The 23,809-nt window shown below is 48.9% G+C and carries 24 protein-coding genes; 16 read left to right on the forward strand and 8 right to left on the reverse strand.

The window, feature by feature from the left end:
- Positions 1–4 precede the first annotated feature (4 nt).
- The 3 genes from purQ to purF are packed head-to-tail and all read left to right on the forward strand — an operon-like array spanning position 5 to position 4,381.
- Positions 5–694, forward strand: coding sequence for a phosphoribosylformylglycinamidine synthase subunit PurQ (gene purQ, locus JOE49_RS09795; protein ID WP_209940986.1), 690 nt, complete (start codon positions 5–7; stop codon positions 692–694).
- Entirely contained in the window at positions 672–2,915 is a 2,244-nt protein-coding gene (gene purL / locus JOE49_RS09800) for a phosphoribosylformylglycinamidine synthase subunit PurL (RefSeq protein WP_160789190.1), read from the forward strand. The genes purQ and purL overlap by 23 nt, the downstream gene beginning before the upstream one ends.
- Complete coding sequence (purF, locus tag JOE49_RS09805) at positions 2,900–4,381, forward strand: amidophosphoribosyltransferase (RefSeq protein ID WP_160789189.1); 1,482 nt, start codon at positions 2,900–2,902, stop codon at positions 4,379–4,381. Before purL ends, purF begins: the two co-directional genes overlap by 16 nt.
- 412 nt (positions 4,382–4,793) lie before the next feature.
- On the opposite strand, the gene JOE49_RS09810 is transcribed toward purF, so the two are convergent.
- Positions 4,794–4,979 (reverse strand): hypothetical protein, encoded by a 186-nt coding sequence (locus JOE49_RS09810; RefSeq protein WP_139116758.1) that lies wholly within the window; start codon positions 4,977–4,979, stop codon positions 4,794–4,796.
- 138 nt (positions 4,980–5,117) lie between these two features.
- Here JOE49_RS09810 and purM point away from each other — a divergent pair, with 138 nt between their 5' ends.
- The 10 genes from purM (at position 5,118) to JOE49_RS09860 (ending at position 14,959) form a co-directional block, all read left to right on the forward strand.
- A complete protein-coding gene (gene purM, locus JOE49_RS09815) occupies positions 5,118–6,158 on the forward strand; it encodes a phosphoribosylformylglycinamidine cyclo-ligase (RefSeq protein ID WP_209940987.1) in 1,041 nt (346 codons plus the stop codon).
- Positions 6,158–6,772 carry a phosphoribosylglycinamide formyltransferase gene (gene purN / locus JOE49_RS09820; RefSeq protein ID WP_209940988.1) on the forward strand — a complete coding sequence of 205 codons (615 nt, stop codon included), beginning with the start codon at positions 6,158–6,160 and terminating at the stop codon, positions 6,770–6,772. The genes purM and purN overlap by 1 nt, the downstream gene beginning before the upstream one ends.
- A gap of 130 nt (positions 6,773–6,902) precedes the next feature.
- Positions 6,903–8,450 carry a bifunctional phosphoribosylaminoimidazolecarboxamide formyltransferase/IMP cyclohydrolase gene (gene purH / locus JOE49_RS09825; protein WP_209940989.1) on the forward strand — a complete coding sequence of 516 codons (1,548 nt, stop codon included), beginning with the start codon at positions 6,903–6,905 and terminating at the stop codon, positions 8,448–8,450.
- Between the two features lie 70 nt (positions 8,451–8,520).
- Entirely contained in the window at positions 8,521–9,786 is a 1,266-nt protein-coding gene (gene purD, locus JOE49_RS09830) for a phosphoribosylamine--glycine ligase (protein WP_209940990.1), read from the forward strand.
- A 124-nt stretch (positions 9,787–9,910) separates the two neighbouring features.
- Positions 9,911–10,588, forward strand: a complete 678-nt coding sequence (locus tag JOE49_RS09835) for a TetR/AcrR family transcriptional regulator (protein WP_209940991.1) — start codon at positions 9,911–9,913, stop codon at positions 10,586–10,588.
- A gap of 99 nt (positions 10,589–10,687) precedes the next feature.
- Positions 10,688–11,545: a substrate-binding periplasmic protein gene (locus tag JOE49_RS09840; RefSeq protein WP_025723274.1), complete on the forward strand. Its 858-nt coding sequence runs from the start codon at positions 10,688–10,690 to the stop codon at positions 11,543–11,545.
- Between the two features lie 85 nt (positions 11,546–11,630).
- Entirely contained in the window at positions 11,631–12,278 is a 648-nt protein-coding gene (locus JOE49_RS09845) for an amino acid ABC transporter permease (protein WP_013308808.1), read from the forward strand.
- A 14-nt stretch (positions 12,279–12,292) separates the two neighbouring features.
- Positions 12,293–13,042: an amino acid ABC transporter ATP-binding protein gene (locus JOE49_RS09850; RefSeq protein ID WP_081366795.1), complete on the forward strand. Its 750-nt coding sequence runs from the start codon at positions 12,293–12,295 to the stop codon at positions 13,040–13,042.
- A 54-nt stretch (positions 13,043–13,096) separates the two neighbouring features.
- Positions 13,097–13,522: an OsmC family protein gene (locus JOE49_RS09855; protein WP_209940992.1), complete on the forward strand. Its 426-nt coding sequence runs from the start codon at positions 13,097–13,099 to the stop codon at positions 13,520–13,522.
- Positions 13,523–13,705: 183 nt separating this feature from the next.
- The gene (locus JOE49_RS09860) at positions 13,706–14,959 is read left to right on the forward strand and encodes a serine hydrolase (RefSeq protein WP_075153738.1); all 1,254 of its coding nucleotides are present in this window, start codon (positions 13,706–13,708) and stop codon (positions 14,957–14,959) included.
- A 40-nt stretch (positions 14,960–14,999) separates the two neighbouring features.
- Here JOE49_RS09860 and JOE49_RS09865 read toward each other — a convergent pair whose 3' ends face one another.
- The 5 genes from JOE49_RS09865 to JOE49_RS09885 form a co-directional block, all read right to left on the reverse strand.
- Positions 15,000–15,977 (reverse strand): FecCD family ABC transporter permease, encoded by a 978-nt coding sequence (locus tag JOE49_RS09865; protein WP_053324655.1) that lies wholly within the window; start codon positions 15,975–15,977, stop codon positions 15,000–15,002.
- A complete protein-coding gene (locus tag JOE49_RS09870; protein ID WP_023987063.1) occupies positions 15,974–16,978 on the reverse strand; it encodes a FecCD family ABC transporter permease in 1,005 nt (334 codons plus the stop codon). Before JOE49_RS09870 ends, JOE49_RS09865 begins: the two co-directional genes overlap by 4 nt.
- A complete protein-coding gene (locus JOE49_RS09875; protein ID WP_209940993.1) occupies positions 16,975–17,955 on the reverse strand; it encodes an ABC transporter substrate-binding protein in 981 nt (326 codons plus the stop codon). Before JOE49_RS09875 ends, JOE49_RS09870 begins: the two co-directional genes overlap by 4 nt.
- 201 nt (positions 17,956–18,156) lie before the next feature.
- Positions 18,157–18,885 carry a response regulator gene (locus JOE49_RS09880; RefSeq protein WP_075153742.1) on the reverse strand — a complete coding sequence of 243 codons (729 nt, stop codon included), beginning with the start codon at positions 18,883–18,885 and terminating at the stop codon, positions 18,157–18,159.
- Positions 18,878–20,551 carry an ATP-binding protein gene (locus JOE49_RS09885; protein ID WP_023987066.1) on the reverse strand — a complete coding sequence of 558 codons (1,674 nt, stop codon included), beginning with the start codon at positions 20,549–20,551 and terminating at the stop codon, positions 18,878–18,880. Before JOE49_RS09885 ends, JOE49_RS09880 begins: the two co-directional genes overlap by 8 nt.
- A gap of 161 nt (positions 20,552–20,712) precedes the next feature.
- Between JOE49_RS09885 and JOE49_RS09890 the strand changes: the two genes are divergently transcribed.
- Together JOE49_RS09890 and JOE49_RS09895 are read left to right on the forward strand one after the other, a co-directional pair.
- The gene (locus JOE49_RS09890) at positions 20,713–21,006 is read left to right on the forward strand and encodes a putative quinol monooxygenase (RefSeq protein WP_013308817.1); all 294 of its coding nucleotides are present in this window, start codon (positions 20,713–20,715) and stop codon (positions 21,004–21,006) included.
- 44 nt (positions 21,007–21,050) lie between these two features.
- Positions 21,051–21,875, forward strand: coding sequence for an aldo/keto reductase (locus JOE49_RS09895; protein ID WP_209940994.1), 825 nt, complete (start codon positions 21,051–21,053; stop codon positions 21,873–21,875).
- A gap of 91 nt (positions 21,876–21,966) precedes the next feature.
- Here JOE49_RS09895 and JOE49_RS09900 read toward each other — a convergent pair whose 3' ends face one another.
- Positions 21,967–22,620 (reverse strand): SdpI family protein, encoded by a 654-nt coding sequence (locus JOE49_RS09900; RefSeq protein WP_076265192.1) that lies wholly within the window; start codon positions 22,618–22,620, stop codon positions 21,967–21,969.
- Entirely contained in the window at positions 22,617–22,928 is a 312-nt protein-coding gene (locus JOE49_RS09905) for an autorepressor SdpR family transcription factor (protein ID WP_013308820.1), read from the reverse strand. Before JOE49_RS09905 ends, JOE49_RS09900 begins: the two co-directional genes overlap by 4 nt.
- 217 nt (positions 22,929–23,145) lie before the next feature.
- Between JOE49_RS09905 and JOE49_RS09910 the strand changes: the two genes are divergently transcribed.
- Complete coding sequence (locus JOE49_RS09910; RefSeq protein WP_053324659.1) at positions 23,146–23,757, forward strand: alpha/beta hydrolase; 612 nt, start codon at positions 23,146–23,148, stop codon at positions 23,755–23,757.
- Positions 23,758–23,809: the final 52 nt, after the last annotated feature.

Below are 23,809 nucleotides of genomic sequence, written 5' to 3' on the forward strand. Positions count from 1 at the left end.
TTCCATGAAATTTGCAGTTCTGGTTTTTCCGGGCTCCAACTGTGATATTGACTGCTATAAGGCGGTAGAGGACACGGTCGGTGAACCTGTCGATTATGTTTGGCATACTGCGACGGATCTGTCGCCTTATGATTGTATTCTTGTTCCAGGAGGCTTCTCCTACGGGGATTACCTGCGTTGCGGCGCGATTTCCCGGTTTGCTCCGGTGATGAAGGAAGTAGCCAAAGCGGCTGCCGAGGGGAAATACATTTTAGGTATCTGTAACGGTTTTCAAATTCTGACTGAAGCTGGGCTGCTGCCAGGCGCTTTGCGCCGTAATCTGTCGATGAAGTTCCGTTGCCATGATACGGTGTTGAAGGTTGCGAATAACCAAACACCTTTTACAAAAGATTACGCTGCTGGTGAAGAGATCGTCATTCCGATCGCCCACGGCGAAGGCAACTATTACTGTGATGATGAGACGCTGGCTCGCTTGCAGGCGAATAACCAGATCATATTTACGTATAGAGATAATCCAAACGGTTCCGTGACGGATATCGCAGGGATTTGTAATGAACAAGGAAACGTGCTGGGCATGATGCCTCATCCGGAACGCGCGGTGGACGCATTGCTCGGAACGGATGACGGCAAACGTATGTTTACATCTATTTTGAATGCTTGGAGGGATCGACATGGCGCAGCAAGTGTCCGCTAAGGAACCGACGGCAGAGCAGGTTGCCGAACATAAACTGTATCAGCAGATGGGTGTATCGGACAGTGAATATGCGTTGATCTGTGAATTCATGGGACGTCAGCCGAATTATACGGAGATTGGCGTATTCAGTGTCATGTGGTCAGAGCATTGTGCTTACAAAAACTCTAAGCCGCTGCTGCGTCGTTTTCCAACGAGCGGTCCGCGAGTTCTGATGGGACCCGGCGAGGGCGCAGGCATTGTAGATATCGGTGACAACCAAGCGGTTGTATTTAAAATAGAAAGTCATAACCATCCGTCGGCTGTGGAGCCTTTTCAAGGGGCAGCGACTGGGGTAGGCGGTATCATCCGTGATATTTTCTCCATGGGTGCAAGACCTGTCGCGGTGTTGAACTCTCTGCGTTTTGGGAAGCTGGAGAGCGACCGTGTGAAATATTTGTTCGAGCATGTGGTATCTGGTATTGCGGGATATGGGAACTGTATCGGTATTCCGACTGTAGGTGGCGAGGTTGTATTTGATGAAAGCTACGAAGGCAATCCGCTCGTTAATGCAATGTGTGTCGGACTGATTGACCATGATAAAATCCAGCGTGGTGTTGCTAAAGGGGTCGGTAACCCGGTGTTCTATGTGGGCCCGCCGACAGGTCGTGATGGGATTCACGGAGCGACATTCGCATCGGTTGAGCTGACAGAGGAATCTGAAGCGAACCGGACTGCGGTTCAAGTAGGAGATCCTTTTATGGAGAAGCTGGTTATGGAATCATGTCTGGAACTGATCGACAGCGGTATTGTGCTGGGTATTCAGGATATGGGTGCCGCAGGACTTACCTGCTCCAGCGCGGAGATGGCGAGTAAGGCTGGCAACGGCCTGGAGCTGTATCTGGATCAGGTACCGCAGCGTGAAGAGGGCATGACACCTTATGAAATGATGCTGTCCGAATCACAGGAACGGATGCTGTTCGTAGTAGAGCCTAAGGATGAAGCACAGGCACTGGAAATTTTCGAGCGTTGGGGTGTTATTTGTGCCAAGGTCGGTAAAGTGACGGATGACGGTCGTTTGCGTTTGTTCCATCACAATGAAGTGGTCGGAGATATGCCAGTGACGGCGCTGGTTGACGAGTGTCCGATTTATGACAAGCCTTCCGAAGTCCCTGCTTATTATGAGCAAAATGCTGCTATTGACACACTGCGTTACGCTGAAGTGACGGATTTGAACGGTGCGTTGAAAAAGGTGCTGTCTTCACCAAGTGTAGCCAGTAAGAAATGGGTATACGAGCAGTATGACTACATGGTTCGCACGAGTACAGCCGTTCGTCCGGGATCGGATGCAGCTGTTGTGACTGTGCGCGGAACTCGTAAGGGGCTCGCCATGACGACAGATTGTAACGGACGTTATGTATACCTTGATCCAGAGGTGGGCGGACGGATTGCAGTCAGCGAAGCAGCGCGTAACATTGTATGCTCCGGCGGCGAGCCGTTGGCGATTACGGATAACCTGAACTTCGGTAACCCTGAAAAGCCGGATATTTTCTGGCAAATGGAAAAAGCCGTGGACGGTATGGCAGAAGCTTGCCGTGTACTGGATACACCTGTTATCGGGGGCAATGTCAGCTTGTACAATGAAAATGCCAAAGGCTCCATCTATCCGACGCCTGTTGTCGGTATGGTAGGACTGGTTCATGATACAGATCATATTACGACACAAGGCTTCAAAGCCGAAGGCGATGTAATTTTCCTAGTGGGGGAAACAAAGGCCGAGCTGGGAGGCAGTGAGTTCCAAGCTGTCGTACACGGTGTATCCGAGGGACGCCCGCCTGAGCTGGATTTGAACGTAGAGAAAAAACTGCTGACTGCGGTACTGGGAGCGATTCAAGGCGGATTGGTACAATCTGCGCATGATTTGGCAGAGGGCGGATTGGCTGTAGCGCTTGCGGAATCCGGGATTAGCGGCGGATTGGGAGCACAGGTCAACGTAGAAACGAGCTTGCGTCCTGACCATGCTTTGTTTAGCGAAAGCCAATCCCGTATTTTGTTATCTGCATCGCCGGATAAAGCGTCTGCTCTGGAAGCACATCTGCGTGGTTTGGAAGTGCCAGTTACTGTATTAGGAAAAGTTGAAGGATCACAATTGACAGTTGAGGTGAACGGACAACCCGCTTTGAACGAGGCAGTCGCCAGTTTGAAGCAAATCTGGGAGGATGTCATTCCATGTCTGATGAAATAACAGCACGGACGTTGTGGACTGGAGATTATTATAATGAAGGCTCTGGTAAAGAGGGGCTGTTTGATAAATTAAAAGAGGAATGCGGCGTATTCGGTGTGTATAGACACTCCGATGCCGCTTCTCTAGCCTATTACGGATTGCATGCACTCCAGCATCGCGGGGAGGAAAGTGCAGGCATCTGTGTGAGCAGTGGCGACGAGTTCCATTATCATCGTGGAATGGGGCTTGTAAAAGAAGTATTCAATAAAGATTTGATGGCTTCGCTGACAGGCGATATTGCCATAGGACATGTGCGCTACTCGACAAGTGGAGACAGTAAGCTAACGAATGCACAGCCTTTGGTGTTCAAGTATCGTGATGGCGACCTAGCGGTAGCTACGAACGGGAATATCGTGAATGCTTTGCAAATTCGGCATGAGCTGGAGCAAGGCGGGTCTATTTTTCAAACGACCAGCGATACCGAAGTAGTTGCGCATTTGATCGCAAGGTCGTCCAAGGATTTGGTGGAGGCCGCGAAAGATGCATTGAAGCGTATTGTCGGCGGATTTGCTTTTCTCATTATGACCAACGATAAACTGCTGGTTGCTTCTGATCCCAACGGCTTGCGCCCGTTGACGATGGGCAGATTAGGTGATGCATACTTGTTTGCATCCGAGTCCTGTGCTTTGGAAACGATTGGGGCAGAGTTGCTGCGCGATATCGAGCCAGGTGAGCTGTTGGTGTTGGACAAAAATGGACTGCATGAAGATCGTTACACGGAAGAAAAGCACCGTAAAGCGCTATGTGCAATGGAATATATTTATTTTGCCCGACCTGACAGTGACTTGAATGGTTCTAATCTTCATGCTGCACGCAAAAGAATGGGTAGCCAGATGGCGCTGGAAGCTTTTGTTGATGCAGATTTGGTTACCGGTGTACCGGACTCCAGTATTTCGGCTGCGATTGGTTATGCAGAGCAGACAGGTATTCCTTATGAACTGGGCATGATTAAAAATAAATACACTGGACGTACCTTCATTCAGCCGAGCCAGGAGCTGCGCGAGCAGGGTGTGAAAATGAAGCTGAGCGCTGTACGCCGTGTTGTTGAAGGTAAACGGGTCATTATGATCGACGATTCTATCGTCCGGGGTACTACGTCCCGTCGAATCGTAAATATGCTGCGGGATGCGGGGGCGTTGGAGGTACATGTTCGTATTACCTCACCGCCTTTCAAAAACCCGTGCTTCTACGGTATCGACACACCGGATCGTCGGGAGCTAATCGCTTCGTCCAAAACCGTCGAGGAAATTCGTGAGGAAATTAACGCCGATTCGCTTTATTTTATGAGCGCCGAGGGTTTGATTGCCGCTGTAGGCGGATATAACGAACAGGATTACAAAGGCGGCTTGTGCCTAGCCTGTTTCGATAATGATTACCCGACTCAGGTAGATTTCAAAGGTGAAGAAAAGTTCGGATGTAGTTGTTGAGAAAAGGGAACAAAAGAGATACAGGTGGTGTATGGTACTAGTACGAATTGAAGGCGGTTCTGAGGGGGCCACTCCGCGTGTGGAAGGTTCTTCCGATCGCTGTTGCCGCTGGATTCCTGGATTGGAATAACCCATTACAGGGTTAGAATCCAGCGGCAAAGGCGAACGCTTTCGCTTCTCCAGAATCCTTCCACCCGCTCCGTTCCTCAGGTGTGCAGCATTTTGCAGCAGTGACTGTACCTCTTCTGTTCCCACGGGGAAGAGGATAGGTAAGGCAGTTAAAAACTCATGGCATAACTATTTCATGCCATGAGTTTTTAACGGAGCGGTGACTCACAAAAAGTCACCCTGCTCTTATAAGGTTGAGCCAGCGAAGCGAAGCTCAACAGCAGGCAAGGCGAAGCTGCCTGCCTCAATGGTCAAATAAGTAAGCCGCCCGTTGGCGCTGCTCACTTATTTGACCGGCACGTCCCCGCCTTTGCGAAGCAAACAGCCCGGGACGTGCCCCGCCGCCACTGCATAGGCGGCCTCGCACTAAAGCGTGTCCTTTGTATTCGCGGGTATAGCCCACGAATACAAAGGACAACACGCGACTCACAGCACGAACCAACCACCAAGCAGCACCCAACCTTACACATCTGACCGACTCTTGAGGGGTCCAGGGGGAGCAGCCCCATGGAATCCTCCCTGTTAGGGAGGACTTAGGAGGGTCAATCATTTGAAGGAGTGTTCATGAATGTCCGAAGCATACAAAAACGCAGGGGTAGATATCGCTGCCGGTAATGAAGCAGTAGAACGGATGAAAAAGCACGTTAAACGTACCTTCCGTCCCGAAGTGCTGACGGACTTGGGCGGATTCGGTGCGTTGTTCGGCCTGAATAAGGATAAGTACGATGAGCCTGTACTCGTTTCCGGTACCGATGGTGTCGGCACGAAGCTGAAGCTTGCTTTCGCAATGGATCGTCATGACACCATTGGTATTGACGCGGTTGCGATGTGTGTAAACGACATTATCGTCGGGGGCGCGGAGCCACTCTTTTTTCTGGATTACCTCGCTTGTGACAAGGTTGTGCCCGAGAAAATCGAAGCTATAGTCGCTGGAATTGCAGAGGGTTGCCATCAATCGGGCTGTGCGCTGGTCGGCGGTGAAACCGCAGAAATGCCAGGGATGTACAGCGAGGGTGAATATGATATTGCCGGATTCACGGTAGGGATTGTAGATAAAAGCAAAATCATCAACGGTAGCTCTATTGCTCCCGGAGATACCGTTATCGGACTGGCCTCCAGTGGAGTTCACAGTAACGGCTTCTCACTGGTTCGCAAGCTGTTATTGGAACAGCTGGGCTATGATTTGCATGACGAAATCGAAGGCTTGAACGGCAAACTGGGCGATGTACTGCTGGAGCCGACGAAAATTTACGTGAAATCCGTTTTGGCATTGCTGGACAAGGTAAAAGTAAAAGGCATGGCGCATATCACAGGTGGCGGTTTTATTGAAAATATCCCTAGAGTGTTACCGGATCACGTCAATGTGGATATAGAATACGGCACTTGGCCGATTTTGCCAATCTTCCAGCTCATGCAGGAAAAAGGCGCAATCTCCAACAAAGACATGTTCACAACCTTTAATATGGGAATTGGAATGGTAATCGTTGTAGGCGAAGAGCATGCACAGACTGCACTGGAAGTTCTGAAGAAACAGGGCGAAGCCGCATATGTGATCGGAAAAGTAACGGAAGGCAGTTCTATCGTGACCTTTACGGGAGCCGAGGTGTAATGAACGAGTACCGGATTGCTGTTTTTGCATCAGGCGAGGGGACGAATTTTCAGTCATTGGTGGATGCGGCTGCACGAGGAGAACTGGGCGGCGCCTCGGTAGAACTGCTCATCTGTGACAAGCCTGCGGCTCCTGCCGTAGCTAGAGCACAGAAAGCTGGAATTGCGTGCCATACTTTTCGACCCAAGGAATATCCTTCTCGAGAAGACTATGAGCGTGAACTGGTGACTTTACTGGAGCAGAAATCAATTGATCTCATCGTGTTAGCTGGCTATATGCGTTTGCTATCCAGTGTCATGGTTGATGCCTACGCAGGAAAAATCATTAATATTCATCCGTCACTACTTCCGGCATTTCCAGGGAAAGATGCTGTTGGACAGGCATTGACCTATGGGGTCAAGGTAAGTGGCGTCACCGTTCATTTTGTGGACGGGGGCATGGATACGGGTGCCATTATTGCCCAGCGTGTCGTGGAAGTTGACGACCATGATACAGCGGAATCCTTATCCGCAGCCATTCAATCTGTGGAACGTCAGCTATATCCAGAGGTAGTTGGAAAATTGGCCCAAGGTAAAATCCAATTAAATGGTCGCAAAGTGATTTCACTTCTCTAAGAATGATTGTAATTTGTCATATCATTGTCATATCAAGGATGCTGTACAGGCATTTTCCGATATTTCTCGGGAAATAAAATGATAAAAGAGAATTTTGCAAAATTCTGAAAGAGCTAAAGGAGGAGACAGGGTGAGTATTAAAAGAGCGCTCGTCAGCGTATCGGATAAGCGGGGGATCGTGGAATTTTGCCGCGAGTTGTCCAAATTGGGTGTGGAGATCGTTTCGACAGGGGGAACGAGCAGCTTGTTGTCGAAGGAGGGCATTCCCGTCATCGGCATTTCAGAGGTAACGGGTTTTCCTGAAATTATGGATGGACGTGTTAAAACACTCCACCCTGCGGTACACAGCGGCTTGCTGGCTGTTCGGGATAATGAAGAGCATCAGCGTCAGATGAAAGAACTTGGATTGGGTTATATAGATCTGGTCGTTGTGAATCTGTATCCTTTTGCGGAAACGATTGCCAAACCCGGTGTAACTTATGAGGACGCGATTGAAAATATCGACATCGGCGGTCCAACGATGCTGCGTTCTGCGGCAAAAAATCATGCTTTTGTCAGTGTGGTGGTCGATGCTGATGACTATAGCACTGTGTTGGAGGAAATCCGTAAGGATGGCGATACGGAACTGAATACCCGTAAGCGTTTGGCCGCAAAAGTTTTCCGTCATACGGCGTCATACGACGCTTTGATATCCGATTATTTGTCGAATGTGACAGGCGAGCCGTTGCCTGAGCGATACACCGTAACCTATGAAAAAATTCAGGATTTGCGTTATGGCGAAAATCCGCATCAGCAGGCGGCATTTTACCGTGAGCCATTGGCGGCAAAGGGTACACTGACAACAGCGAAACAACTTCACGGCAAAGAGCTGTCTTACAATAACATCAATGATGCTAATGCTGCTTTGCAAATCGTTAAAGAATTCAGCGAACCAACAGTAGTAGCAGTTAAGCATATGAATCCTTGCGGTGTGGGAATCGGCGGCAGTATTTATGAAGCGTACAGCAAGGCGTATGCAGCTGATCCAACCTCGATTTTTGGTGGCATCGTAGCGGCTAACCGGATTATTGATGGTGATACAGCGAATAAGCTGAGTGAGATCTTTTTGGAAATTGTACTGGCACCGGGATTTACGAAAGAAGCATTGGAGATTTTAACGAAAAAGAAAAATATTCGTTTGCTTGATCTGGGTGAGCTTTCCCGGTCTGAACAAGCAGAGAGCCGTTTCGTCGTGACTTCCATTGAAGGCGGCATGGTAGTTCAGCAAAATGACATTCACACTGTAGACTCGGATGCACTTACAGTTGTAACGGAGCGGGCACCATCCGAGGAAGAACTGAAACAGCTTTTGTTTAGCTGGAAAGTTGTTAAGCATGTGAAATCCAACGCCATCGTACTGGCGGCAGATAATATGACCATTGGCGTAGGCGCAGGACAAATGAACCGTGTCGGTGCGGCCAAGATTGCTATCGAGCAGGCCGGTGACAAAGCAAAAGGTGCCGTACTGGCATCCGATGCATTTTTCCCGATGGGCGATACGTTGGAGTTGGCAGCTAAAGCAGGCATCACAGCAGTTATTCAGCCGGGCGGCTCCATCAAAGACGAAGAGTCCATCAAGGTTGCTAACGAATACGGCATTGCCATGGTCTTTACAGGCGTACGTCATTTCAAGCACTAACTTGTATGAGTTGAGGATGCAGCAGCATTTTCACCTGAACAATCTAATGGGAGCGGGAGGAAACACCTGAATGGATATTTTGGTTATCGGAGGGGGCGGCCGCGAACATGCAATTGTGTGGGCGCTGAAGAAAAGCCCCAAGGCCGGGCAAATCTATTGCGCACCAGGCAATGCTGGTATCGGACAGTTAGCGGAGTGCGTGCCGATTCCGGTGAGTGACTTTGACGCGCTGACAGAGCTGGCGGAATCCAAAAAGGTAGGACTTGTCGTGGTTGGTCCCGATGATCCGCTGGCAGATGGCATTGTGGATGCTTTTGAAGCGAAAGGCATTCCAGTCTTCGGACCGCGTAAAAATGCAGCGGAAATTGAAGGCAGCAAAATCTTCATGAAGGATTTGCTCCATAAATATCATATTCCGACAGCAACCTATCGCAAGTTTTATACTTACGAGGAAGCACATGCATACTTGAAGGAGCAACCGATCCCAGTCGTCATCAAGGCAGACGGACTGGCGGCAGGCAAAGGGGTAACGGTCGCGTACTCAATGGAGGAAGCGGAAAAGGCTCTCTCTGACATTATGGTGGCCAAGGTGTTTGGTGAAGCCGGGGCACAAGTCGTGATCGAGGAGTTTCTGGCTGGTCAGGAAATGTCGATTCTCTCCTTTGTCGACGGTGAAACGGTTCGTCCGATGGCTGCGGCGCAAGACCACAAGCCAATTTTTGATGGTGACAAAGGGCCGAATACAGGTGGCATGGGTACGTATTCTCCGTTGCCTCACATAGCCAATTCCATTATTGAGGAAGCTATTGAGACGATTATTAAGCCGACGGCCAAGGCCATGGTTGCTGAAGGGCGCCCGTTCCGAGGTGTATTATTTGCTGGATTGATGATTTCGCCGGACGGCAAGCCGAAGACCATTGAGTTTAATGCACGTTTCGGTGATCCGGAAACTCAAGTGGTTCTGCCTCGTTTAAAATCCGATCTGCTCGATATATTTCTCGCTGCTGTAAATGGCACGCTGGATCAGATGGAGATTGAGTGGAAGGATGAAGCGGCGGTGTGCGTGGTGCTGGCATCCGGAGGTTATCCTGCAGCTTACGCCAAAGGCGTACCTATCCACGGATTGGAACAGGTAGACGAAGCCATTGTGTTCCATGCTGGAACAGGCATCAACGAACAGGGTGAGTGGGTAACGAACGGCGGACGTGTATTAGGTGTGGTCGGCTTGGGACGTGATATTGCCGGGGCACGGAACAAAGCTTACGAACAGGCGGATCGTATTACCTTTGAAGGTAAACAAAACCGTACGGATATTGCGGCAAAAGCATTGCTGTAGCAGTAATATATAGGATAAAGAGGACCTCTGAGGAGGTTCTCTTTTTCGTTTGACAAAAGTATACTTATCCTATAGGATTAAAAATACAAAACTGACTGACTGATCAATCGGGAGGAGGGAACCCATGCAGCCACGGAAGGCGAAGCAGTCCGAGACCGTCTCAAATGACCAACCTGCTGAGCACGCGGGAGAAGAAACAGACCGCAGAACACAGCTTCTTCACATTGCTTTGAAGCGGTTCGCCGAGCAGGGTTACCATCAAACGAAGATTTCAGATATCGTGGTAGAGGCGGGAGTAGCCCAAGGCACGTTTTATTGGTATTTTAAAAGCAAAGAGGCACTGGCGCTGGAGATTATCGCTACTGGTCGTGAACAACTACTGTCAGCGATCGGACAGGGATATCGCCGTGACGCGGGAACGCTGGCTGATATGGTTAAGGCATCAGAGGCGCTGTTTGTTCGGTTATTTGATTTTGCATTGGAGAACCGCTATCTGATGGGTTTGCTGCTGATCGGCAGCGGTGTCGATGAACCGGTGCGCCAGAGTATCCGAGAGACAAGGGCCGCGATGGAGCTGGCATTCCGGCGCAATATGGAAAGAGCGATCGAGCTGAACATGTTGCCTGCTGAATTGGATGTCGAATTAAGGGCGGCACTACTCATGAGTATGATCGAAGGTGTCATTACACGCTGGCTATTCGGTTCAGAGGGAACACATGACCACATCACGCAGATAACTGCTAAAAGATTGGCAGCAGAGGCGGCTAATTTTGAGTTTTATGGACTATTAGGTCAAAGCTAGATGTGCAACATCGCATGAATGGGGCGTTGGCAACAAATAATATAGCCAAATCACATAGAAGAACTCAATCATTTACATCCAGACAGGAGAGAACGATACATGAAAACACGTAAAAAAGGGTTCTTGGTAACTACACTCATGGCTCTGGCATTGTTCAGCCTTGTGCTGAGCGCTTGCGGTACTAAGCCAGAAGCTTCTAATACTAGTAATGGAGCGGGTAGCAGTAATGTGGCAGCGAGTAACCAGCTCGAAGCAATCAAGAAGGCTGGTGTAATTAAGGTAGGCATGATGGGCACCTATCCGCCGTACAATTTTTTGAACGACAACAAGGAATTGGACGGATTTGATGTGGATATCGCCAAAGAATTGGCGAAGCGGATTGGAGTGAAACCGGAGTTCACGGCACAAGAATTCTCGGGACTGGTTCCAAGTTTGCAAAAGAAAAAATTCGATGCAGTGATTAGCCAGGTTACGATCACAGAGGATCGTAAGAAGGCCATTGACTTCACTGAGCCTTATATCACAAACAATGTAAACATTATCGTAAACAGCAAAACAAATGATATTACCAAGCTTGAGGACTTCAAAGGCAAAACTATTGGTGTCGGCTTGGGAACGAATGATGAATCTTATCTGCGGAATGAAGTACTGCCGAAGGTAGGCGATTTTGAGATTAAAACGTATGATGATGTCATTACTTCCTTAAAGGATTTAAACTCTGGCCGTATTGACGCAACCATTAACAATCTGTATGCTCTCAAGCCCATTATTGATAAAAACGGGTTCCAAATTAAAGCCGTAGGCGAGCCGATTAAATCGGACCAAGCGGGTGTAGCTATTAACCAGAAAACTCCTGAGCTCAAAGAAGCCTTGAACAAGGCTTTGAAGGAAATGAAGGAAGACGGCACTTACAAAACAATTTTCAAAAAATGGTTTGGCGAGGAGCCAAAAGAATAACGTAAGCCTGTTAGAGGCGTCTGGCTCCAGTCTTGGCTTTTATGCTGACATGGGGCCACTCGTCTGAAAGAAGGGAATATAACCGATGCTTGAATTAATGTGGGAGAACGTCCCTTTTTTATTAAAGGGTGCTTATTATACGCTTTATATTACGATTGTCTCTATGTTTTTTGGCCTAATTATTGGTTTGGTTGTTGCTGTGGCCCGGTTGAAGGGGAATCGACCCGTTCGATGGCTGGCGCGCATGTATGTATCGATCATTCGGGGGACGCCGGTTTTGGTGCAGATTGCGGTCATTTATTATGGACTGGATGATTATGGCATATCATTCGGATCGCTGACGGCTGCTTGTCTGGCACTCAGTATTAATACAGGGGCGTACTTATCGGAGACGTTCCGTGGAGCTATTTTAGCCGTACCCCAGGGACAGACCGAGGCAGCTTATGCGACGGGAATGTCGCCCGGTCAAACGATGTGGCGCATTATTCTTCCTCAGGCGGTACGCATTGCAATTGCACCGATGGGGAATACATTTGTAGGTATGCTTAAAGAAACGTCGCTGGTGTCGGTTATCGGGGTCAGTGAATTGATGCGACAGGCACAGCTTTTACAGGCACAGTATTTGCTCTACATGCCGTTTCTGCTCGAAATTGGCCTGATGTACTGGATTATGAGCATTGGATTCTCCGCTATACTGGAGCGGGTGGAAAAGCGTCTGGCTCGAGCTTATTAAGGTGGAGATGATAGATGATGATAACAACAAACGGATTAGGTAAACGATTCGGACAGGTAGAGGTTCTGAAAAGCATTGATTTTCAGGTTGCCGCTCGTGAAATCGTCGTATTACTCGGCCCGAGCGGCTCAGGTAAAAGTACCTTGCTGCGCTGCCTGAACGGTCTGGAAGAGCTGTCTTCCGGCAAGTTTGAGGTGAATGGGATTGAGGTAGATGCTACGGCTCCCGTTCGTGTCCGCCAAGCAGCCATTCGTGATATTCGCAAACAGACGGGGATGGTGTTTCAGCAATTCAATCTGTATCCGCACAAAACCGCAATCGGCAATGTCATTGAAGGACTGCTGACAGTAAAAAAAATGCCGCGCGACAAGGCTATGTCCATCGGACAACGGTTGTTGGAGCGGGTGGGGTTATCGGATAAGCAGGATGTACATCCTTCACGTCTGTCCGGTGGACAGCAGCAGCGGGTAGCCATTGCACGTGCGCTGGCGATGGACCCGGCGATTATGCTGTTCGACGAGCCGACATCGGCGCTTGATCCCGAGCTGGTAGGGGAGGTGCTGGGTGTTATGCGAGAGTTGGCTCAAGACGGAATGACGATGGTCGTCGTTACTCATGAGATGAAATTTGCTCGCGAGGTGGCAGACAAGGTTATATTTATGGCAGATGGTATCATTTTGGAGGAGGCAGCGCCACAGGCATTTTTTGACACTCCCCAGCATGAGAGAACACAGAAATTTTTACGCCAAATCAGCGAATTTTAAAGTAAGATCGAGGATAAATCATAGATTATTAAGATGGAAAGAAGGCCTTTGAACATGAAAGTATCTACAACTTGGCACGGCAAACGCGCGTTTACTTCGGAGGGAACATCCGGTTATTCTGTAGGGATGGATGCTACGGCGGCTTATGGCGGTGATGGTAAAGGGATGACTCCCATGGAACTACTGTTGGCAGGTCTGGCAGGATGTATGGGGATCGATATCACAATGATTTTGGATCGTTTCTTGTCGGACATTACTCGTATTGATATTGACGCAGAAGGTACGCGCAAGGAAGAAATGCCGACAGGCTTTACAGCGATTGATCTGACATTCCACGTAGATGGAGATATTCCAGATTACCGCGTATGGAAAGCGATTCAGATGGGTAAGGAAAAATATTGTGCAGTATCCGACTCCTTAAAAGCGGAAATTCGGATGCACCTCATATTGAATGGAACCGAAGTACCCTATCCAGCATAAGTGTCGAAGGGTAATGAAAGAGAGTCAGCCTGTGTTATGTACAGGAGGCTCTCTTTTTTATGTTATTTGAAAATATGACACGTAATGAAACTTTTTGTACTGTGTTTTCGTTTAAAATAGAAATTGAAATATAAAAATGGGAAAATAAACCTGTGTATGAAGTGTATACAGGGGGAGGTTATAGTGAAACGAAAGCGCCTTATCATAGTAGCAACTATTTTGGCTACAGTGCTCATCGTTATGGGAGTGGCAACAGGATTACTATCTTTCATGCAGAATCAAGTGGCTAATCCCCCGAATACCGTCCGGCCCACAACTGCGATTGCAGCCGAGGTTGAGGGTGAAACAAAGGAACAGGATGCTGCCACGCGTTTACTTCATTTTGTGGAGGAGAATGCAGAAAAAGTTTCGATTACGATTCTGAGAGATGAAAAAAAGCTGGCAGGCCAAGAGGAAAACCGGATGATGCCTTTGGCGAGCACCGTCAAAACAATCATTGCGATCGAATATGCCAAGCAAGCGGCGGTGGATCAGATCAACCCGGATGACAGAGTGAAGCTGATTTCGCTGGAAAGGTTTTATTTGCCGGGTTTGGATGGTGGTGCTCATACGGCGTGGCTACAGAATATGGAGGCTAAAGGGCGGATACAGAATGAAACTGTATCTGTACGAGACGTCGCCAAGGGGATGATTCAATTTAGTTCCAACGCCAATGCGGAGTATTTAATGGACAAACTGGGGGTGGATGCGATCAATCGGACGAGAGCCAAAATGGGGCTGCAAAATCATGATCCCATTTATCCGTTTGTATCCTCCATTTTGATTCCCTACGAATGGATGAAGGAGAGACAAGGTGAGAATTGGAATAATACAAAGAATAATATTTCTGCCAAAGAAGCCATTCAGGCGATGTCGGACACGGAGTTTCGCCGATATGCCCGCGTGATTCATAACAAGCTGCGCCGTGATGTGAGTGGTTCTTACAAGAAAAACGCAGATATTGAGACCTGGTATGATCAGGATTATGACCGTATTAATACGGATCGTTTTATAGCTTCAACGACGGCCGATTATGCCTCTTTAATGAGTAAGCTGAACCGCCGTCAAGGGTTCACAAAAGCTGAGCAAAAGTTATTGTCCGAGGTCATGGAGGAACCATTTATGGTTCTTCCTGAAAACCAGCAATTCCTGAAACATACTGGGCAAAAAGGAGGCTCCACGGCTTACGTTTTGACACTGGCAATGTATGCGACAGATAAGGAAGGGCATTCGACAGAGCTAGCTGTCTTTTTTAACGATTTGGACCCTAGCACAAATGCCAGCTTTCCTGAAATGATAAATGTTTTTAAAAAGAGGTTACTACATGATGAATCGTTTAGAAAAGAAGTTAATCGGCGTATCGGTGTACAGGTAGCGCTGCTAAACGCTAGGGTATAGTGCAGCGCTTAGCTGCGCTGCGCAACTTCTTATCCTACTCCTATCCGCTGCCTTTCTGTTTGCGTTCCCGCAGCAATAGATACAGAAAATATGGCGCGCCAATGACGGCTGTCACGATGCCAGCGGGAATTTCTAGCGGCGGCCTCAGCCCCCGTCCCAACGCATCGGCGAGGACGAGAATCAGGGCGCCGATCATCGCCGAGCCGGGCAATAGATAGCGGTGGCGATTCCCAAATAACCGCCGTGCCAGATGCGGTGCCAGCAGTCCGATAAAGCCGATGGAGCCGATGGCGGCAACACAGGAGGCAGCCAAGGCGACTGACACGGCTAGCAGTCCTGTACGCACGCGTTTCACGCTAAGTCCCAGCCCAGCAGAGCTTTCTTCATCTAGGCTCATAATGTCGAGCTTACGCTGTAGGGTATAGGCGAGAGGCAGCAACACGATTAACCACGGCAGTAGCCCATACACTTCGTCCCAGCCTTTTCCCCACAGACTTCCAGCTAGCCAAGTGAGCGTGTCGCTGGCTTCGAGTGGATACTTGACCAGTATATAATCGGTCGCAGCCTGAAAAATAGCGCCCACCGCCAGTCCGGTCAAGGCTAGCATATTGGGACGCATGCCTCCCTTCATCGAAAGCTGTACGAGCAACAGTGCAGCTAGTCCGGCACCGACAAAGGCCGCTACAGGCAACAGCGCCACTGGGGATGAGGGTAGCAGTACGATGACGAGAACCGCCGCAAAGCCGGCCCCCTTGGATACACCTACCACATCTGGCGAGGCTAGCGGGTTGCGGATCATGCCTTGTAGCAGAACACCGGCTACTGCCAGCCCAGCTCCGGCCATGATGGCCAGCAGACCACGTGGCAGCCGATAGTGGTGAACGATGAACCAGGAAGAGGCATTCTGGTCAGTCAGAGCTGTGATCAGCTCAGAGGGCGTAATGTAGGTGCTGCCCACGCCTATAGCTATAAAAGCAACACCCAGCATTAGTGCGAGTAAAATCCACAGTTTTTTCATCGTGAAGTCCTCCCGTTCTTATGCGCCAGATATAAAAAGAAGGGCGCACCCACCAGCGCCGTTACAATACCAACGGGCGACTCATAAGGAAATGCAATGAATCGTCCAAGCACGTCTGCATATGTCAGCAGCAGAGCTCCGCAGATTGCAGACAGGGGAATGACCCGCTTGTAATTGTCGCCTGTAAACATCTTGATGATATTCGGCACCATCAGGCCTACAAAGCCGATGGACCCGGCTACCGCTATGGCAGAGCCTGCCAGCATAATCACTGAGGCCGAGGCCAGTAGACGGACAAGACGTACGTTTTGTCCCAATCCCTGTGCGACTTCCGTCCCGAGGCTCAGCACAGAGAGCGAGGGGGCCAACGCCAGCGCGAGGATCATACCCACGGCGAACCATGGCAGCACCAGACGCGTGTCGGCCCAAGTGGAACCATCGATGGCTCCGGCGAGCCAATACAGCACATCGGATATTTGCTCGTTGAACACGAGCAGTCCCTGGGTGATGGAGGCCAGCAACAGATGCACGGCCATCCCGGCAAGGGCCAGCTTGACCGGCGTCATGCCCGCCGTTCCGGCCAGCGCATATACGAAGGAGCCGCCTGCGATGGCCCCGGCAAAAGCAAAATAAATGCTGCCGGACGATCCGATATTCGGCAGCAGCACGACGGACAGCACGACAGCCAGCGAAGCGCCTGAGCTGACCCCGAATACCTGCGGCGAGGCCAGCGGGTTGCGTGTGATGGCCTGCATCAGGGCTCCAGCCACGGCGAGCCCCGCCCCGACGATTAGGCCAATAACGGCACGCGGTAGGCGTACCGTCAAGACAATGAGCTGATCCTTGGACGGATGCTCGGTGAACAGCGCAGTCAGCATGGTGGGGATGTCCATCCTGACTGGGCCAATCGCCACGCTGAGCAGCAATCCAGCCAGCAACGCAGCGATAAGTGCAAAGAAGACCGGCTTATTCAGCCGGTCGCGTGAGACTTGTCCGATCAACGGGAGCCGTCTCCTTTACTTTGCGCGGGATACAGAAGCGAAATGGCTTGCTCCAGTATTTTCTCGGCTGAGCCGAGTCCACGGTACCGGGTCCATAGTGCCCGGTTCACTTCGTAAACTTCCCCTTTTTTGACGGCCGTAATGTTTTGCCAAAGCGGGTTTTGCTTCCATTCCGCAATCAGCTTCTCATCGGCTTCCACCAAAAAGATCACATCAGGATCCGCTTGTGCAATCTGTTCCAGCGTCAGCTTGACGGTAGGCTCGCTTGTATTTTGAAGGGCATTGTGAATACCCGCTTGCTCCAGCAGTTGTCCATCAAAGGATGAAGCACCGTGAGCCGATAGTGAATCAGAGCGGAATACCCCTAGCAATACGCTACGTGACTCGCCAGCTTTGATGCCTTCTTTTAACTTTTCCATGGTAGCTTTATGCGCAGCGAGAATTTGCTCGCCTTTTTCCTTCTCACCCAACGCATCGGCGATGACATCGAAGGATGCCAGGTTTTGTTCATAGGAGGAATTGCGGCTCTTTAGAACAATGGTCGGAGCAATCTCGCTTAGTTCTTTGTATATGCTTTTATGACGATTCAGATCGGCAATAATCAAATCCGGCTTTAGGGAGCTAATCGTTTCCAGGTTTGGCTGTTTGCGCGTGCCTACTGGTGTGAAGTTGATTTTCTTACCGAGCAGCCCATCAATATCATCGTCATTTTCCTGAGCTATGCCGACAGGAGTAACGCCCAGTTGGGTTGTGGCATCGACAAAAGAGAATTCCAGGGTTACGATTCTTTTGGGTGTACCTGTAACCTTGGTTTCTCCCATCTCATGTTTAATCATTCGAGTGTCGCCTGTTGCTTGAGGTGCTGCTGCGCTGTTATCTTGTGACTGGCTTCCACATCCCGCCATAATGACCGTCAGTAGTGCCAGGATCGCTGCAAGCAGCATGCCTGTGCGCAGTGGTTGTTTCGGTGTTGCCATACGTTATCCCCCGTTCCAGTATGATTATCAGAGAAACTGATAATCATTATCAATCAACTAACTGTTGATCATTCTAGCAATCGGGAAGGAGGACGTAAATAATGTGGTCATTTAAACCGTTTTGATCGATTAAGTGAATTAAATTCAATAAAATTATGAATAGGAAGAGGGGGAAGTAACAGGACATCAGAGTTGGGCGGTTTATGCATCCCTCCGCTGTCGCCGATAGATACGCTCCGGTCTGCCGACGGTTCCGTACACCTGATCGTGGTGCGCGTCGCCACTTTCCACTAAATACTCCAGATACCTTCTGGCTGTAGAACGGCTCATACCCAGCTCAATTCCCACTGTACCTGTAGTCACCTCACCCCGTCGATTCAGGAGATCTAGCACTTTGTCGCAAGTTACTTTATCGATGCCTTTGGCCCATAATTCTCCGACTCCGTTCCCCGCCATCCGACCGGTGCCCGCGCTTTGAATCAAACTGTCAATTTCCGATTGCTCCACTGTGGATTGTTCCTCTTGCCATGTTGTAACTTGTCGCCGAAACCGGGCATATTCCTCCAAGGTCGCACGCAATCTCTCGAATATAAGCGGCTTCACGATAAAATCAAACACGCCTGCTCGAACGGCTTGTACCACTGTTTCAGCTTCTTTGGCGGCAGTCAGCATAATAACATCTGTACCCGGATAGTGTTGCTTAATGAACGATAGCAGGGTTAGACCATCCGTATCAGGAAAATAAACATCCAGCACGACTAGAGGAGGACGGAGCACGTCCAGTTGAAGTTTTGCCTCAAATTCGTTCGTTGCGATTGCACATACGGTGAACCCATCCACCTTTTCAATAAATCGGCGGTTAATCTCCGCAATTCGCGGATCGTCTTCAATAATAAGAACCTCAATTTCCGATAAAACCCGCTCATTCATGGGCATAACCTCCTTTTGCATCATTACTCATATCTGTCCTATGTAAAGGAATGTATACCTCAAAAATACTTCCACCACCAGGCCGTTCATGCACTTCAATAGAGCCGCCCATTCGTTCAGTGTACTCCAGCACGAGAGCAAGGCCATATCCATGTCCTGCATCTGCTTTGGTCGAAGCTCCCCTGACAAACAGCTTTTCTTGGATATCGTCCGAAATTCCCGATCCGTTATCCGCAACTTCGACGATGATGGCTTCAGTCGTTTCTTCAAGCCGGAACCAGACCTGTCCGTCAGAGATGGAGGACATCGCAACAGCTTCCATGGCATTGTCCAGCAGGTTTCCGGCTATGGAAGCGAGAAAGGACCACTCCAACGTAGGAGACTGGGTTGAGAATGCTCCTTTAATATCAAAATGGAGTAAAACCCCTTTTTCCAGCGCCTGTTTCTTCTTACCGATCAGTAGGCTGGCGATGATTGAATCGGTTAGGAGAGCTGTGCCAATCGGCCTGTGTACACGATATTCCTCTGATTCCTGGGTGATAAAGTCCACCGCTTCGTCATAACACTCCAACTGAATCAGGCCGGATATGAGATACAGCCGATTGGCGTATTCGTGTGTTTGTGATCGAAGTACTTCCGCGTAATCTTTGACCTCTGTCAACTGTTGTGTCATGTGGAGCAGTTCGGTCTTGTCACGCAGACTGGCAACTGTGCCCATGATGCGACCGGAACGATCCTGGATCGGCACACGGCTGACGACTACAATTCGCTGCTGGACCTCAATTTCCTTATTCCATATGTCCTGTCCCTGATCTGGCCCCATCGTTGAATGCTCTACTGTGTAATCGGCAACAAGCATATCAACCAGTACATCTGGAACACCTGTCAAGTGACGAAGGTCGCATCCGTAGATAGAGGTTTCCGCGGGGAGTCCGATCAAGCGAGCTGCCTGTGGATTGGCAAGTGTGATTTGTCCGTTACTATTAACCGCGATAATTCCTTCGCCGATGGACTCAATAATGGCTTGCTTTTCCTGGTACAGCCGTCCGATCTCCACTGGCTCCAGTCCATGCAGTGCGCGTCGAACCCGTTGCGCTATAACCAGGCTTCCCAATATGCCGATCATCAGCGCGCCCACCATAAACCAGAGCCATGCATATGTGTATGTACGAATATTTTGCTGCACATCTGTCATTAAAAAACCTACAGAGACGAGCCCGATGGCCTTACCTTGCGTATCATAAACGGCTGTTTTGGCGCGTATTGACGGTCCGAGAGAACCCGTCGATTCAGTGATAAAGGACTGCCCTTGCAGTACCTTATCATTCATGGGGTCTATCATAGGCGTGCCGATGCGCTCCGGGTTTACATGCCACTGCCGGATGAGATGACGATCAGCAATAGTAATAAAATCAGCGCCGCTGCTGGCTTGGACAGGCTTTATGACCTCGTTGATACGCGAACGCAATTGCGTCGTCTCAGTCTGCTCCAGAGCGTCTCTGACCTGCGCATCTACGGCGAGGGTATTGGCGACGGTGAGCGCCCTTTCTCCGATTTCATCATATAGAGCGGAGGTGATCATATATCGAAAGGATAATCCCAACAGCCCGGTAACTACCAGTACTAAAAGAGATATAAATACCATTAGCTTTGTCTGAAAACGCACATGCCTTCACCGCCGTTAAACAAAATATAGGAGGAACGGATCAGCTGATCTTCTCCCCCATACGATCTATTTTACTGTATTACAGAAACGCCCGCACTTTTATTCTGTCGAAAGAATGGTCTATAATAGAAATAGTTACATAATACGAGGAGGAACATAATATGATTATTATTCATGCCGATATGAAAGTTTTACCTGAAAAAAGAGAGACTTTTCTGCAACAAACCCAAGGGCTGATCAGCGCATCTCAAGCTGAAGAAGGTAATGTACGTTACACGTTAATGCAGGATCTGAATGATCCCAACGCATTTACGATGGTTGAAGAGTGGAAAGATGCTGCTGCTGTAGATTTCCATAATAATTCTGCCCATTTCCAGGCATTTGTTGCCGCGGCTAAAGAATTGTTGGCTGCTCCACTTCAAGTGAATGCTTTTCAGGATGCAACTAAACTGTAATCATCCCGTTGAATAATTCATAATCAGGAACAGGAGGAATAGACATGGGGAACATTGCGGATACAACTGTACTGAATAACGGAGTTCAGATGCCTTGGCTCGGTTTCGGTACTTACAAGGCGGAAGGCAATGAGGTCTACGAAGCGGTCAAAACAGCTATTGAGGTCGGTTACCGTCACGTTGATACAGCGGCGATCTACGGTAACGAGGAACTGGTTGGACAAGCCATTCGTGATAGTGGGACGCCTAGAGAAAATCTGTTTGTAACCACCAAGTTATGGAATCAGGATCAGGGCTACGATTCAACACTGCGTGCCTTTGAGGAAAGCCGTAAGCGGCTAGGTCTGGATATCATTGATCTGTATCTCATTCATTGGCCTGGCAAGGATAAGTACAAGGAAACCTGGAAGGCATTCGAACGACTGTATGAAGAAGGAAGCGTACGCGCTATCGGAGTTAGTAACTTCCAAGTTCACCATCTCGAAGACCTCCTCAAAGACAGCAACATGGTTCCTGTCATCAACCAAGTGGAGCTTCACCCTCGTCTGACTCAACAAGAGTTGCATCAATACTGCCGGGAGCACCAGATTCAGCTTGAATCGTGGAGTCCGCTGATGAAGGGGAAATTAACCGAGCAAGCGGACATCGTTGAGATTGCTGCCAAATACGGTAAAACCTCTTCGCAGGTTATTTTGCGTTGGCATCTGGATCGGGGGATTGTGACGATTCCCAAATCTGTAACCGCGCATCGTATTCGCGAAAATGCTGATTTATTCGACTTTGAATTGACGGCTGAGGATATTGAACGAATCAATGGTCTTCATCTTGATGAGCGTGTAGGCACGCATCCCGATAAGCTGGTGTTCTAATATTAAGATTAAATGTACAAAGAACCTCCTAATTCTACGTTTACGTGGATTGGGAGGTTCCTTTTTTAGGTTCAGGTTTGGCTTTGTCTGCTTACTGGTTTAGCTTACGATACAACAAGAGAGAATAGAGTATGGGAGAGATGACGGATATGATCAGCATGGATAGAAAAATGACCGTTCCCGCCACTCCATCGACCCATGCCGCCACCAAACCCGAAGCACCACCGAGCATCATCATAGGTCCACCGAAACGGTGCGTTTTACGCCATACCTCGGGGTTAGACAGAGTCCACGGAGTGCGGATACCGAAGGTATAGTTCGGCTGCACCTGAGTCATATAATTACCCATCACCAGCAGCAGCAGGCCTATTACCCCCAAAATTATAGTATTCATTTGCAGTCGTATGTTCAGGTTATACAGCAGCATCCCCCATCCAGCTACAGCCAGAACCAAAGAAATACCTGCACGCGTAACTTCATAGGCTTTTGAAAATTTCTCATAATTAGCTCTGTTGGGGTCCATGTAGCGTGCCAATCGAATGACCAGCGGTACTAGACCCAACAGCACGAGCATGATAATAGAACCACTTTTGCTCATATACCCGTCTGCTGTATTGTCAAAGCCAAAATGCGAGGCTAGAACATTGGGAAGTCGGTCGTACATCAATATAGCTCCTATAGCAGGTGATAAGGCAATCAAAGTCGTCAAAACATCTGTAAAGCTCCAATGTATTCGAAATTTCATTCAGATCCCTCCGTATCCTTGATATGATTCACATTTTTCTGGGCAGGGGTATCGGAGTGGGCGATGCTGAACATCCAACCGATGACATCCGCCACAACCGTTGTATGCAGGGTGTAGATAATGTTTTGCCCCTGTCGTTCATCCAGCACCAGCCCAGCCTGCTTCAGGATATTGAGATGGTGGGAGATGCTGGGCTTACTAATTTGAAAATGTTCAGCCACTTCACCTGCGCTCATACTTTTCTCCTTTAAAAGCTGTAAGATTGTACGCCGGGTCGGATCAGCCAAAGCTTTGAAGGCATCGTTCAAAATACATTTCCTCCTTTAGATATTTAGATAATATTCTAAATATCTAACACCATAGTAAAGTAGAGCTATACTACATGTCAATGGAACAAGGCATCATTTTAGAAAAAAGATGTAGATCAGGCTAATTAGGTTTGTAAAAGGCAGCGAAGTTGGCTATAATTAATTTATACTAAAAATAAGAATCTTAATTTAAAGAAAAAATGAGGAGGAAATATAAATGAAACACGTATTTCGTAAAGGAAATCATCCGCAAGCCCCGGTTATTTTGCTGTTGCATGGTACAGGCGGGAACGAACAAGACCTGATACCTTTGGCTGAGATGGTAGCACCGGGAGCTTCTGTATTAGGCGTGAGAGGAAATGTGCTGGAAAATGGGATGCCGCGTTTCTTTCGCCGTTTGGCAGAAGGAGTGTTCGACATTGAGGATCTCGTATTTCGCACCAAAGAACTGAGCGAATTTGTGGACACAGCTGCAGAGCAATACGATTTTGATCGTAATAACGTGGTGGCTCTTGGCTACTCCAATGGTGCAAACATAGCCGCCAGCATGCTCTTTCACGATGCAAAAGCGTTACGTGGAGCTATTTTGCACCATGCAATGGTGCCGTTGCGTGGCCTGGATTTGCCAGCTTTGAATGGTATCCCTGTATTTTTGTCTTCCGGTGAGAATGATCCCATTGTTCCGATTTCGGAATCTCAGGAGCTGCAAGCATTATTGGAAGGGGCCGGAGCGCAGGTGGAAGCATATTGGGAACGCAATGGTCATCAATTGACTCGGACTGAAGCCGAAGCCGCAGGAAAGTGGTTTGGTGAGCATTTTAATGCATAAAATGCTCCGATAGCGATCAAGCTACGGATTAGCGCTCTACTGAGCGACCCCA

It is taken from the genome of Paenibacillus sp. PvR133, from assembly GCF_017833155.1.
GTDB lineage: Bacteria > Bacillota > Bacilli > Paenibacillales > Paenibacillaceae > Paenibacillus > Paenibacillus polymyxa_B.